The following is a 12,590-nucleotide window of genomic DNA, read 5'->3' as shown; positions in this document are numbered from 1 at the left end:
CAGCATCAAGCTTCTGTTGGTTGCATTCGTGCTGAAAGCGACCCTCGCCTCATGTGATCCTAATCACTACCGCGACATGTGACGACACAACCCATTCAGCCGCAACGCTTTTTTGCCGTCGAACTGATCAGGCGTCGAAGTGAGGTACAACTACAGATATATTAGTCAGTCATTGCGGATGACTTGAACGGTTCGAAGAAGGCGCGTAGAGCCCACGTATAAATCGATTGGCTCGTAGTAGCTGGTGTCTCTTTCTTTGATCAATTCGTTCTATTGGGAGATTGACCGATGGCATTGGATATTCTCACTCAAGACATCATCACCGACGAGAGCACCGGTCTTACTATCGGTCGGGGTGCACGGCGGCGGTCAGTTTCGCCGGAACCCCGATGTACCTCACCATTCGCAGGCGCTCGAGAATGTCGCGAACGTAATCGGGCTTTGCCGCCGTCGGGATTGGCTTGAGCCACGTGAGCGGTATGGTACCCCTGCCGGCCTCGAGGATCATTAGGGCATCGAGCGCGTCCAGTTGCACCGGCCGAAGACCGGTGACAAGCGCATGAGCCGCCTGTTTCCTGGCCTGCGCCCGGCCCGCGATGCCGGCGCGCTCGATGGTTGAGATCGCGGGGTTGGCTTGGCGCAGCACGTCGATGATGCGGGCGGCGATCACCATGCCTTCATCTGTGTCCCAAGCCGCCTCGATCATGAAGGGGATATCTCTCCGGGTCGCCCCACGAAGCCCATACGCTGCCGCGAGATCGTGCACGTGATCCGACATTGTCTGCTCTCGGCCTGCATTATGCCCGCGCTGGCGACACTAACGTCGTGCGGCTCGACCGGCTCGGACGGTCACTGGCGGAGCTGCTGGAAACGGTGAAGATGCTGCGGGGGCGACAGATCGACCTCCTCAGCCTTGAGGAGAAGATCGACACCTCTTCGGCCGCCGGCGAGTTCATTTTCCATGTCTTCGGTGCCATCGCGCATTTCGAAAGGCGACTGATCTCGGAACGGATTAAAGACGGTGTGGCTGCCGCAAGGGCAAAGGGAAAGCGACGCGGCGCCAACCGCTGGACATAGAGAAAGTCAAGGCAGCCATGAAGCTGATCGAGGCGAAAAAGACCACCGGCGGAAGCCGCCAGGCAGCTTGGCCTTGGCCGTTCCACGGTCTATCGCGAAAGCGCCGACTGGTGTCAGCCGAACTGCTTAGCGCAACTTCGCTTTCCAAGCGTGTCCGGGCGCATATCGATCCTCTCGGGATCGGCGACCACCGCACGATCTGGAGTTGCCTCTCGATTGTTGAGAGGGAGGAAATCGGAAAGTAGGCGGATGTGCTCAAGCGTCTCGACGTCATTCTCGCATGCGCGGTCGGCGACGGAGGACTTTGGTAGTGTGCATTCTTGCACAGCCGAGCTCTTCGACAGTCAGGCCCCATGGCTGAAATCTGCGGGACGGGACTCCTCGACGTTACGCTTGAAGACGTCTGAGTAGTCAGCGAGCGTGGCCGTGCCTTTCCGGATGCGATGGATGCGGGCGCCGCAGGGGTCGTTCCATCCGATGACCGGAGCCCCCCTTCTCCATAAAGTTCCAGACCTTCTGAGCGTGCGTCTCATATCAGACAATGATCCGCCCAACACGGTAAAGTCCTGCGAGGCAATGTTGGCCTGCCGAGCATTGATGGTCCCCCATCCCGTTACACGTACATTCAAACTCTTCGAACGATCCCTCGTCCAAGACCGCGAGGACAGAACGTGGTAAACTTTTTTTGCGACAGGAGCTTGCCGTAGGCGAGGTAGCTCTACGAAAGCGACGTCATCATCCGGCAAAAAGCGCTGCTGAGAGGGATGCTTTGTTACCGAGCAACGACGGGACAATCGAAGTTGCCCACACAGCCGGCGAGGCCTGAATGAAGGTGCTTGCCCGTTTCCTTGCCAGAAATACCTGACCTGATAATGGCGACGAATGCTGCCCCCCTGCATTCAAAGCGCTCCAAAAGTGGGAGAATAGCGCCATGTCAAATCGTCTTGTTTTCTCTCTATTACTCGTCGCGATGAGTATCATGCTGGTTTGGGCGTTTCGCCCGCCGCCTGTGATTTTCAGCGGTTATGAAGTCGCCCCGGCAGCGCAGCAACGGCCCCAGCCCGATAATCCAGCCGAATGATGCTCAGGGGCGTCACTCGAACCCAGTGTCGGTGGCATGTTGAACCGAGTCTGGAAACCGCAGGTGCCACGCATGGCTGTCCTGGCTGTGTTGGGCAGGATAGGTGTTCCGTAGAAGCACTGTTCTCCGCGAGTGCAAGGATTGCGGCCATCGTTCCGCCAGGTATGAGCCGCCAGCGGCATCTTGAATTGACCTCAATTGCCGCGCATGCTTCCAAGGGTCGATTTAGGCCAGCTTGGCTTCTCGCGGCGTCAGAGTCCCGACCCGCCATTTTCCCCTGTTCGATTGTCGTAACGGTGTGTCCTGCCGCGAGAAAGCGGCGGTTCTGACGCATCCACTTTCGACATAACAGAGTTCGCGTGCCAGCGACGCCGGCAGTGCCTGCGTCGAAAGTAGATGACATGTTCAACCGAACGAAACACCGGACAATCCACTTCGACTGGTCCTTTACACTGCCGGGCGTCGATGAGGCGATTGCCGCTGGTGACTACGAAATCGATGACGACGAGGTGCTGATCGAGGGGCTTTCCTGGATCGCCTATCGCCGCGTCGCCACCTTCATTAAGCTGCCGCGACGGTCGATAACCGCTACAGCAGCATGCGGTTGATCCAGATCGAACCCGACGAACTGGCGCGTCTGGTCGCGCTTGGCGGCGCCGAGATTTCGAACACGCCAAAACAATGAGAGCAATGACCATGTCACAGCATCGCTACGCCGTAGGACTGTCCGTTTGCCTTAGGGACCGGAGTAGCTGTCGCCCGCGCGCGGCGGAGACTACCGCATCCCGGCAAGCCTGCCCGTAAGGGACAATACCCCAGTATCGAATTCGCAACGACGAACTCGGACAGGACCGCGTCAGCGGCGAGGATAACCTTGAACCGATCGACTGGGGCATCACCCGTAGCCACTGAATGGTGGCGCATACGACAGCACTGCTGCCTTTCAATACGGACCGACGTTGTGGAATGCGACGGTTCCTAAGTGACCTCCCCACCGGAACACCGGCGTGGAGTTCTGGACAATGATGAACCGCAACCGATGGTCAGCATCCAACGTGCTTCCGATCCTCATTGCTCCGTAGAAATACAGCGAGGAGACGTAAATGTCCGCATTCAGTGGAAATGGACCCGTGGCGATGACCGTCGCAGAGGTCGACATGCTGCGACGTGTATTCGAGGCGATTTGCGCCGAGTATCAGGTACCGCGAGAAGGAATTCGCGCGGAGCACCTCGCTCGATTTCTGATGGGCAAGTTTCGTGTGTCCGTTTCAACGGAACGATCTCTTCTGGCAGCCACCCGCAAAACCTATCCCAAGCAGGGAAAGCGCCGTCCGCGAGCGGAGGGAGGGTGATGTGAGGTTTCGTCTTCCCACCAACTCTATGCCCATGACTACCGCCGCTCGCTCGGCTGGGCCACGGTTGCGCTCGCGATCGGTTTCATAGCCTGCTTAGTTCTGCTCAGCGGTATCTGAGCGGGACACGAGGTTGATTATGGCCCTCTCCTTTCCCAATCGCAGCCGAAGTTTCATCGATGCTAGGAAAGCTGTCCGGTTCTTGGGTCATGACGGCATGTTCGAGATTCCGTTCTTCGTCGAATCCGGGGCGTTATTGAAATCCGCCTCTCCGCACGCGACCGAAGCCGAGTGTCTTTTGGCTTTCGATGCGGCACGGGGCCTGATCGAAGACGTCGCACAGTCCGTTTACTCCAGTGGGCACAGGTCGTTGTACATTCTCACAAGAAGCGACTTTCCATGACGGGTAGCGACAGGGTTTGCGCGCCACCCCATCTGTCGGAAAGCTGCTTCACTCGCTCCGCGAGTCCGACCGCGCGGCACCAAAAGCCTCGCACACCGCCGTGATCGCCAAACCAACCGCTGATCGCGTGCCGCCCTGCTCGTTGCGAGAGGCGAGTCGAGCGAGGCAGTCAGGTCGCCGCATGTTTCCATCACCCCCAAAATGTTACTGGACCGGCCCTGCCTAGCAGAGGATGATCCTTATTTGAGGTGCCCCTCTTACGAGATTGAGAATATTAGTTTCGCCCAATTAGTCTTCGTAATAAAGCCCGCGGTTTTGGCGGGCTTTGTTTTATACGAAATGTCGAAATAGCTTCATGTTATCTTCGCTCCTGCACCTACCAAAAGACGTCGTAGAACGTAACACAAGCGACCGCCCCGAGCGCCATTACAAGCGACGAGCGAACTAGGAACTCAACCGGTCTGAAACAGTATTCAGAACTCCCAACATGCGATTTCATTGACTTTCTCCCGTGTCGTTTTTTGTGTTTTATTATTTTGATGTTTCTCGCAGCAGGTCGTGTAGATGTGGGCCATCCTCCTAGCGTGACCTCAGCTGAGTGCCTGTCTGCTACCCTTGACCTGGTTCTTGGAGGCAGCAGAACACCCGCGCGGCAGCGAGAAACATGTCTTGGTCTCGTGGATGACGCCGAAACTCTGCCATCAGAAAGTTTGCAACTCCTTGGATGCGCTTCCCTCTGCGCGGAATTTTGAATTCGATACAAATACGCGCCGCAGGGTGCGCACCTCGGTCTCGCTCAGGGCTGCGACGATATCGTCTGGGTAGCCGCGCATCGCTTATTCCGGAGCCACTTATGGGGCATTGAGAACGCGCAGCGCGCGCGCAGCATTCTTGGGGCTGAGCCCCTCCATCGTCCAGGAGCCTATCCTTGCAACCTCGCCCGTAAAGACATGGTAGATCGTATAGGTGCCATCTCCCTCGAAACGGCGGCCATATTGATAGAGCCGTCCGGATCTGTCGGGCGCACCGCCTTCAGATTCCCATGCACTGATCGCGAGGGCGTGCTCTTCGTGTTTGCTTTTCATCTTGTGACCCTCCTCGGGGCAAGTCGCCGCTGTACTTCAGCGGAGGGGTGTCATACTCCATTCGAGCGGCTCCAAGTCATCTTCCCCGCTGACGCCCGTTGGCATCTTCGCGGATGTAATACTGAGGGCAACGAAGCTTGGCGGCGATGCGATCGGCTTGCGCTGCACCGGGGAAGTATCTGCTCGAACTCTGAGGCGCACCGACGGGCCGATAAGCCGGATCGATGATCGGTGAGTTTGGTGGGTTCTAGTGCCTCTGATGAAGCAGAGGCCGAACTGGCCTCAGAACGAGGTTCAATCTATATGGCCTGATTGAGGCTTTACTAAGTTTTCTAAAAACAAATCCACGGCCAAGCGGAAGCGTGCCACTCCGTACTGGCATTTGCGAAATTGATTTTCGATAATCACCGGAAGAATCATAATGTGTACCAAAGGTTATTCCTAAATTTTAAGTTTGGTATATTTTTTAAAAAACATTGCTAATGTATGTTTACATTAATTAGTTTAGCGAGCACTGTAACAAGTCTGGATTGCCATTGGCTCCTGGTCGGAGCGCGGGCCCGCAACGATCCCGATAATCACCTGATTAGAGGGAATGAAATCATGACATTCGAGCAAATCCTTGAACGGACAAAACCCTACGCGATTGGTTTGGTTGTCGGGCTTTTCTTCAGCCCAATCATCGGCTTCAATGCGGGATGGCTCACCACCACGACTGCCAGCACTCTGGCGGCAGAAACGGCCAGAGTGGATGCGTTTGCCGGCATTTGTTCAGGTGCGGCAGGACGAATGGCTGCTGCCACCAGCACGGATCTCGCAACGCTTAAGGGCTACGACAATCGCGCGAAGCGTGACGAGCTCGTAGCGACCATTATGGCCGATATCCAAGTTCCAGCGGACGTCCTCGGCAAGGTCAGCACGAGTTGCAGTCGCTCACTATCCTGAAGCGCAGCAGACACCGCGCATAGTTAGGCCAACCTGAACGAAAAAATAGGAGATCGCTATGAAAAACCTCATCCCCGCCCGCTTCTATACCTACGACTTCACGCGCCTGTTCGTATCGCTTGCGTTTACGCTGGCGATTGCTGTGATTGTCTATTCGGTCCTGTTCGGAAGCATCCTGTAGTCGTCTGATCAAGCTTGCATCCGCTCTACGACGTTGGAAAACATTCTGGACGGACTTTCGGGGTGCAGCGCCGTTGAATGAAGCTGGTAAGTTATCCCGACATTAGCTCTTTCAGGCGCGTAAAATGGACCTGCCATTGCGAAGAGTGGTCGGGACTTTATCCATGACACAGGCTCAGGCTTTCGCCTTCGCCATTCTGATCGGCCTGATGGTCGCTTTCATATGGGGACGGCTCCGCTACGACCTCATTGCAGTTCTCGCGCTGCTTGCCGCGGTTTTCGCCGGCATCGTGCCGCACAACGCAGCGTTCTCCGGCTTCGGCGACGACATCGTCATCATTGTAGCCAGCGCGCTGGTCGTCAGCGCCGCGATTGAGCGCAGTGGTGTCATAGAGGCATTCCTCCATCGCCTGGCACCCAGCGTGACCTCTGTGCAGGGGCAGGTTATTATGCTCGTGACGACTGTCTCGCTTCTCTCCGTCTTCATCAAGAACATCGGCGCGTTGGCGATGATGATCCCAGTCGCATTCCAGATGGCGCGCCGGTCGAAAGCGTCCCCTTCGTCTTTTCTCATGCCGATGGCGTCCGGTTCCTTGCTTGGCGGACTCACGACCCTCGTCGGCACATCGCCGAACATCGTCGTCTCCCGGATGCGCGAGGAACTGACGGGCCGCGCTTTCAACATGTTCGATTTCACCCCCGTCGGCATAGGGCTTGCCGCAGCGGGAGTGATCTTTCTGGCGTTTGGCTACCGGCTGCTTCCCAAGGAGCGCAAGGCGGTCGCGACAATGGAGAAGGCGCTGAACATCAACGACTACATGACTGAGGCGCGCGTTACTGCGACTTCGTCCGTCATCGGCAAGTCGATCCGTCACCTGTCGATCTTGTTGGACGAGGAGGTCCTGGTCACTGGCCTCATTCGCAATCGGGTCGAACCGCTGACGCCACTGCCGGACGTCGTACTCCGTCAAGGCGATATCGTTTTGTTGGAAGGAGATCCCCAGGCGCTCGAGCGAGGCATCAGTCGTGCGCGTCTGGAACTGGAGGGGCACGACCGCCCCACGGAAGCAAAGGGAGCCGACGAGGAGATTGCTGGAATTGAGGCGGTGATCGGCCCGAAGTCAGTCTTGATCGGGCAAACCGCCAAGCGTTTGGCGCTGCATGATCGCTTCAATATCAATCTGCTCGCAGTAAGCCGAAGCAGCGAGCGCTTCACGGAGCGATTGCGCGACATCGCGTTAAGACCAGGCGACGTTCTCGTTTTGAAGGGCGATCTGGTGCTTCTCCCGACCAGGTTGATGGAACTCGGTCTTCTTCCGTTGGCCGGGCGCGAAATCCGTTTGGGGAACCCCCGAAAAGGCTTGGTTCCGGTGGTGGTCCTGACTGGTGCCATGATGCTAACGGCATTAGGCCTGCTGCCCGTCGCCACGGCTTTCTTTACGGCTGCTGTCCTGACGGTACTGCTCGGTTCACTTTCGCTTCGGGAAGCTTACGAGGCCGTCGACTTGCCCATCCTGATCATGCTCGGCGCTCTCATTCCGGTCAGCGAGTCGATCCGCACGACCGGCGGCGCCGACCTTATCGCCGGCGGCCTCGCTCAGTTCGCTAGCACATTGCCCTTCTATGGTGCGCTTGCAATGATCATGGTGGTCGCAATGGCCGCAACGCCGTTTTTGAACAATGCAGCCACCGTTCTCGTCGTCGCGCCGATCGCGGTCACCCTTGCTCAGCGCCTTGGCTACAATCCGGATGCGTTTCTGATGGCAGTCGCGGTAGGGGCGGCGTGCGATTTTCTCACGCCTGTTGGACACCAGTGCAACACTTTGGTGCTGGGTCCCGGCGGCTATCGTTTCGGCGACTATTGGAAGTTGGGACTGCCGCTCTCGTTGATTGTGGTCTTGCTGGGAGTGCCTCTGATCCTGTGGTTTTGGCCGCCAGTTTAGTCTAGCGCGGTGGTGTCGTGCTATCGTGCGATTGAAGTAGTCGGGCGTCCCAGACTAGATGCGGAACGGCATTCTGATGTGGCCTGCAGGTCTTGATCATAACGCCGTACGGCGGGTCCGCGAGGCGCCCCGCTTATGCGGTAATCGGCAAGGATAATGCCCGCCGTTAGCCTTGATGCGGAGGACTCGCATGAATGGCTTGGTAAGCCGATCTGCCGGTCACTGGGAAGCCGTGAGAGGCTGTCGTTCATGCCGTGAACCACTCCTGCGTTTTGATCGCGGCTGGCGAATGTTTCCAGTGGCTATTGCAAGGCCGGCACCTCATAAGTCCACACCCGGAACGACTTCAGGACGTGCGGCCCGAACGAGTTGATGAGGGGGACATCGGCCGCGTCACGGCCGCGTGCAACCACGATCCTGCCGACACGCGGGGTATTGTTGCGCGGATCGAACGTGTGCCATCCATCATCCAGGAAGACCTCCATCCAGGCACTAAAATCCATCGGGTCGACGACCGGGACGCCGATGTCGCCGAGATGACCGTTGATATAGCGTGCGGGAATGTTGAGACAGCGGCAAAGGGTGACCGCAAGATGCGCGAAGTCGCGGCAGACACCAACGCGCTCATGGAAGACTTCGAAGGCCGTCCGCGTCGATCGGGCCCGCATGTAGTCGAAACGGATATGGTTGTGAACGAAATCGCAGATCGCTTGCACACGCCCCCAACCAGGCGCAACCGCGCCGAACATGTCCCAAGCGATCTGGCTGAGACGGTCGGTCTCGCAATAGCGGCTGCCCATGAGGTAGGCGAGGCAATCGTCCGGCAACTCCGGCACTGGAAGTTCCTGGGCGGCTGGCAACACCTTGTCCGGCTTGCCGTCGTCCTCGATCGTGGCATCGCCCCATATCGTCAGGTCACCCGCCGGAGCAACAAGCCGCCGGCATCGGTTGCCGAAGAGATCGCGATAGGTCGATGTCGGCACATCAGGCGCGGTGAATGTCGTTTCAGGAACCCGGATATCGGCCGCGCGATCCTCGTGGACCGACAGCAGGCATACCAACGCGGTCGGTTGCTGGCAGTTCAGCGTGATCTCATAACCGTAGCGGATCAGCATCTGGATCCATCCTAGCGGAAATCGGCGGCGGTTAGTGTATAGGAGTCGCGGCGGCCACTGGAATAGACCTTGCGTGCGACTTCGTAGATGGACCTGCCCAATTCGGCATCCGCTATCATGAGCGCCTCGGCCTCGACGAAGAACCGCACCTCGAACATACCGTCATGGCCGATGAAACGGACGGCGTTTCTTGTTTCATCGAGGCTGCGGCTCGGATTTGGAAATGACAGCGTCATAATCAGCGTGCCTCTGTTTCGCGCGACGCGGACCGCGCGGGGGCCGGTAGCCTGATCCGTTTTATCCGGCGTTCTATATCCCGAAGGTTGCTGCCGACACGCGCCGGTGCGCCTGTGAACACGTGATAGACCGCCCAGGAGCGATCCGCATCGATGTGGCGGCCGCATTGATCATCCATTGTGTCGGGCGCTGGCGTCCCGCCTTCATTTTCCCAGATGCTGATCGCTAGCGCATTTCGCGATTCAGTTTCATTGCTGTCGGCGTTCATGGTTGTGGCCTTTCATCAAGGTTCTCGATGGTGTCGAGCCTGCTTGAATGGATCGTGTTTCCATCACCGTCGATCTGGTCATGGCGTCCGGACGCTGCGGCATGTCGAGCGTCCGGAAGAGCTCCCGCGCAATCTCTATCGCCTAATCGAGATCGGCAGTTTCCACGGTTTTCGCGGGCCGACGATCGCATGCGCGTCGTCCGCATCCCGAACATGGCGGAACGCAATCACGATCTTCGTCGCCATCCTTTCCGTTGGACTGAGGGGTTCGTAACTGTCAGTTCTCGCTCTTGTCGAGCGAGGCGCTGCCGTTCGCGGCGGGCTTGATCTGGTTGCCGAACGTCCTTTGAGCGCGGCGCCTTCATCGGCGGACGACATAGGCACCTGTTCGTGCCCGTTCTGCGTCACCCGCTCATGACCCTCGTCATCGTTTTTGGTGAATGGGCGGCCTCTGACGCCGCGAGGCCACGCGAGGCCAATTGGCTGGCCCAGCCAATAGCGTTTCGCATATGTGGGCCTCAAATCGGTTTACCAGGTCATCCGTGCACCAACGTCGTTCAGGCACTGTTCTCAATATCCCCTCCCGCCCATGCTTGAGGGAATGTCGGCGATCATCGCTTCGGCAGTGATCAGAAGTGCCGCGATTGATCCGGCGTCCTGCAAAGCGGTGCGCACGACCTTCGCCGGGTCGACGATGCCGGCTTTGATCATATCGACATAGGTCTCCGTCTGCGCGTCAAAGCCCTGGTTGTAATCCCTGCTGTCGGTAAGTTTTCCCACGACGATCGAGCCTTCGACACCGGCGTTCCCAGCGATCTGCCGGATCGGGGTTTCAAGCGCCCTGAGCACAATCGAGATGCCGGCCGTGACGTCCGCATTCGCTCCGGTCAGTCCGACCAGGACCGACCTGGCGCGCAACAGGGCAACACCACCGCCAGGAACAATGCCTTCCTCAGCCGCGGCACGCGTGGCGTTCAGCGCATCGTCGACGCGGTCCTTCTTTTCCTTGACCTCGATTTCGGTCGCGCCGCCAACGCGGATTACCGCGACGCCGCCGGCGAGTTTCGCCAGCCGTTCCTGCAGTTTTTCCTTGTCATAATCGGAGGTCGTCTCCTCGATCTGTGCCTTGATTTGCTGGATGCGCGCCTGGATGGTCGCTTTATCGCCAGAGCCGTCGATGATCGTGGTGGTGTCCTTCTCGATCAGCACGCGCTTGGAGCAACCGAGCATGTCGAGCGTGACGTTCTCGAGCTTGATGCCGAGATCCTCGGAGAGCATCTGGCCGGCCGTGAGGACGGCAATGTCTTCCAGTATTGCCCTGCGGCGGTCGCCGAAGCCCGGCGCCTTGACAGCCGCGACCTTCAGGCCACCGCGCAACTTGTTTACGACCAGCGTCGCCAGAACTTCGCCCTCAACATCCTCGGAGAGGATCAGCAACGGTTTGCCGCTCTGCACGACCGCCTCTAGTATCGGCAACATCGCTTGCAAATTGCCAAGCTTCTTGTCGTGGATGAGGATGTAGGGGTCCTCCAGATCCACGCGCATCTTCTCGGTATCGGTGACGAAATAGGGCGAGAGATAGCCGCGGTCGAATTGCATGCCCTCGACAACGTCGAGTTCGGTCTCGGCCGTCTTGGCTTCCTCGACGGTGATGGCGCCTTCATTGCCGACCTTGTCCATCGCCTTGGCGATCATCTCGCCGACCGTCGCGTCGCCATTGGCGGCGATGGTGCCGACTTGGGCAATCTCGCCCGCGGACTCGACCTTCTTGGCGCGCGCCTGGATTTCCTTGACGACAGCAGCGACACCAAGGTCGATGCCACGCTTGAGATCCATCGGGTTCATGCCGGCGGCGACGAGCTTGGCGCCTTCGCGCAGGAGGGAGGCAGCGAGCACAGTCGCCGTCGTGGTGCCATCACCGGCGAGGTCGTTGGTCTTAGAGGCCACCTCGCGCACCATCTGCGCGCCCATGTTCTCGAACTTGTCGGCCAGCTCGATTTCCTTGGCAACGGCGACGCCGTCCTTGGTTATGCGCGGCGCGCCATAGACCTTGTCGATGACCACATTGCGGCCCTTGGGACCCAGCGTCACCTTGACGGCGTTGTTGAGCAGCTCGACACCGCGCAGCATGCGATCACGCGCATCAGTGGCGAATTTGATTTCCTTGGCAGACATGACGTTCGTCCAGTTCGGTCTTGAGATTGCGGGGTCGGAAATCGGCCGTCAGGCAACTTTCTTGGTCGCGACGGTCTTTTCGACGATGCCCATGAGGTCGGCCTCGTTCATGATCAGTTCCTGGCCGTCGATCTTCACTCGGGGCCGGACCATTGCCGAACAGAATCGTATCACCGGCCTTAAGGTCGAGCGGTTTCAGCTTGCCGCCCTCATCACGCGTGCCTGAACCAACGGCGATCACTTCGCCTCCCCGTGACTTTTCCTTGGCAATGTCGGAAATGATGATCCCGCGGTTGGATTTGAGATCGCCGTCCGCACGCCGGATGAAGACGCGGTCATGGATTGGGCGCGACTTCATAGAAATCCTTCCACGGCCCGCGCGTAGGACGACTGCAATCCCTACATAACACCTTTGGCGCTCAATTGATAGGAGTGCCAAGAAATATTATTTATACAAGGAAAATTGTGAAGAATATAAGTCGAAAATCTGCGAAAGATCCTCATGATTTCAAATAACTATAATAGAAATTATACTTAACAACAAACATTATTATTTTATTAATACAAGAATTTGCGAATATGAATTCGTGGGAACATCTTGAATACACCCGATTGGACCCCAATCAAGGCGCGGAGGTGGGAAAGCAGAAGCAGGAAAAGGCTCCGCCGTAAACTGAGATCCTAGGCAGACGTAGGTGCTGGATCTTTCTTGGTGTAGTTAGGCAACAT

At 57.8% G+C, this 12,590-nt stretch carries 16 protein-coding genes and 2 pseudogenes; 10 read left to right on the top strand and 8 right to left on the bottom strand.

The window, feature by feature from the left end; all coding sequences use genetic code 11:
- Positions 1-343 precede the first annotated feature (343 nt).
- Positions 344-706 (bottom strand): hypothetical protein, encoded by a 363-nt coding sequence (locus BHMPCIPO_RS18745; protein WP_173518356.1) that lies wholly within the window; start codon positions 704-706, stop codon positions 344-346.
- 71 nt (positions 707-777) lie between these two features.
- On the opposite strand from BHMPCIPO_RS18745, the gene BHMPCIPO_RS18740 reads away from it, so the two are divergent.
- The gene (locus BHMPCIPO_RS18740; protein WP_246304471.1) at positions 778-1,077 is read left to right on the top strand and encodes a recombinase family protein; all 300 of its coding nucleotides are present in this window, start codon (positions 778-780) and stop codon (positions 1,075-1,077) included.
- A 17-nt stretch (positions 1,078-1,094) separates the two neighbouring features.
- Positions 1,095-1,322, top strand: a complete 228-nt coding sequence (locus BHMPCIPO_RS33850; RefSeq protein ID WP_246304469.1) for a hypothetical protein — start codon at positions 1,095-1,097, stop codon at positions 1,320-1,322.
- Between the two features lie 99 nt (positions 1,323-1,421).
- Here the strand turns inward: BHMPCIPO_RS33850 and BHMPCIPO_RS32940 are convergent, their stop codons facing one another.
- Entirely contained in the window at positions 1,422-1,976 is a 555-nt protein-coding gene (locus BHMPCIPO_RS32940) for a carboxyl transferase domain-containing protein (protein ID WP_246304467.1), read from the bottom strand.
- Positions 1,977-2,008: 32 nt separating this feature from the next.
- On the opposite strand from BHMPCIPO_RS32940, the gene BHMPCIPO_RS18730 reads away from it, so the two are divergent.
- The 5 genes and pseudogenes from BHMPCIPO_RS18730 (at position 2,009) to BHMPCIPO_RS18715 (ending at position 3,913) form a co-directional block, all read left to right on the top strand.
- Positions 2,009-2,158, top strand: a complete 150-nt coding sequence (locus tag BHMPCIPO_RS18730) for a hypothetical protein (protein WP_173518355.1) — start codon at positions 2,009-2,011, stop codon at positions 2,156-2,158.
- Positions 2,159-2,559: 401 nt separating this feature from the next.
- Positions 2,560-2,843, top strand: a pseudogene (locus BHMPCIPO_RS18725) (hypothetical protein).
- 11 nt (positions 2,844-2,854) lie between these two features.
- Positions 2,855-3,070 (top strand): annotated as a pseudogene (locus BHMPCIPO_RS33845) (hypothetical protein).
- 191 nt (positions 3,071-3,261) lie between these two features.
- Positions 3,262-3,510 (top strand): hypothetical protein, encoded by a 249-nt coding sequence (locus BHMPCIPO_RS18720; protein WP_173518354.1) that lies wholly within the window; start codon positions 3,262-3,264, stop codon positions 3,508-3,510.
- 139 nt (positions 3,511-3,649) lie between these two features.
- The gene (locus tag BHMPCIPO_RS18715; protein ID WP_173518353.1) at positions 3,650-3,913 is read left to right on the top strand and encodes a DUF1488 family protein; all 264 of its coding nucleotides are present in this window, start codon (positions 3,650-3,652) and stop codon (positions 3,911-3,913) included.
- An 851-nt stretch (positions 3,914-4,764) separates the two neighbouring features.
- Here the strand turns inward: BHMPCIPO_RS18715 and BHMPCIPO_RS18710 are convergent.
- Positions 4,765-4,998 carry a hypothetical protein gene (locus BHMPCIPO_RS18710; protein ID WP_173518352.1) on the bottom strand — a complete coding sequence of 78 codons (234 nt, stop codon included), beginning with the start codon at positions 4,996-4,998 and terminating at the stop codon, positions 4,765-4,767.
- A 603-nt stretch (positions 4,999-5,601) separates the two neighbouring features.
- Here BHMPCIPO_RS18710 and BHMPCIPO_RS18705 point away from each other — a divergent pair.
- The 3 genes from BHMPCIPO_RS18705 to BHMPCIPO_RS18700 all read left to right on the top strand — a co-directional run bounded on the left by BHMPCIPO_RS18705 (position 5,602) and on the right by BHMPCIPO_RS18700 (position 8,066).
- Entirely contained in the window at positions 5,602-5,943 is a 342-nt protein-coding gene (locus tag BHMPCIPO_RS18705; protein WP_173518351.1) for a hypothetical protein, read from the top strand.
- Positions 5,944-6,001: 58 nt separating this feature from the next.
- Positions 6,002-6,124 (top strand): hypothetical protein, encoded by a 123-nt coding sequence (locus tag BHMPCIPO_RS33485; protein ID WP_106407803.1) that lies wholly within the window; start codon positions 6,002-6,004, stop codon positions 6,122-6,124.
- Positions 6,125-6,287: 163 nt separating this feature from the next.
- Complete coding sequence (locus BHMPCIPO_RS18700) at positions 6,288-8,066, top strand: SLC13 family permease (RefSeq protein WP_173518350.1); 1,779 nt, start codon at positions 6,288-6,290, stop codon at positions 8,064-8,066.
- 302 nt (positions 8,067-8,368) lie between these two features.
- On the opposite strand, the gene BHMPCIPO_RS18695 is transcribed toward BHMPCIPO_RS18700, so the two are convergent.
- From BHMPCIPO_RS18695 to BHMPCIPO_RS18675, 5 genes are all read right to left on the bottom strand, one after another.
- Positions 8,369-9,181 (bottom strand): transglutaminase-like domain-containing protein, encoded by an 813-nt coding sequence (locus tag BHMPCIPO_RS18695; RefSeq protein WP_173518349.1) that lies wholly within the window; start codon positions 9,179-9,181, stop codon positions 8,369-8,371.
- A gap of 11 nt (positions 9,182-9,192) precedes the next feature.
- A complete protein-coding gene (locus BHMPCIPO_RS18690; RefSeq protein ID WP_173518348.1) occupies positions 9,193-9,417 on the bottom strand; it encodes a DUF1488 family protein in 225 nt (74 codons plus the stop codon).
- 2 nt (positions 9,418-9,419) lie between these two features.
- Complete coding sequence (locus BHMPCIPO_RS18685; RefSeq protein ID WP_173518347.1) at positions 9,420-9,686, bottom strand: hypothetical protein; 267 nt, start codon at positions 9,684-9,686, stop codon at positions 9,420-9,422.
- Between the two features lie 570 nt (positions 9,687-10,256).
- Entirely contained in the window at positions 10,257-11,861 is a 1,605-nt protein-coding gene (gene groL, locus BHMPCIPO_RS18680; protein WP_173518346.1) for a chaperonin GroEL, read from the bottom strand.
- On the bottom strand, positions 11,830-12,219 hold the full coding sequence (locus BHMPCIPO_RS18675) for a co-chaperone GroES (RefSeq protein ID WP_376741670.1): 390 nt from the start codon (positions 12,217-12,219) through the stop codon (positions 11,830-11,832). The genes groL and BHMPCIPO_RS18675 overlap by 32 nt, the downstream gene beginning before the upstream one ends.
- Between the last annotated feature and the right edge of the window lie 371 nt (positions 12,220-12,590).

The sequence above is a fragment of the Ensifer sesbaniae genome (assembly GCF_013283665.1).
Lineage (GTDB): Bacteria > Pseudomonadota > Alphaproteobacteria > Rhizobiales > Rhizobiaceae > Ensifer > Ensifer sesbaniae.
Note: the sequence above shows the minus strand (reverse complement) of the source record. Positions and strands in the feature narration are given on the sequence as shown.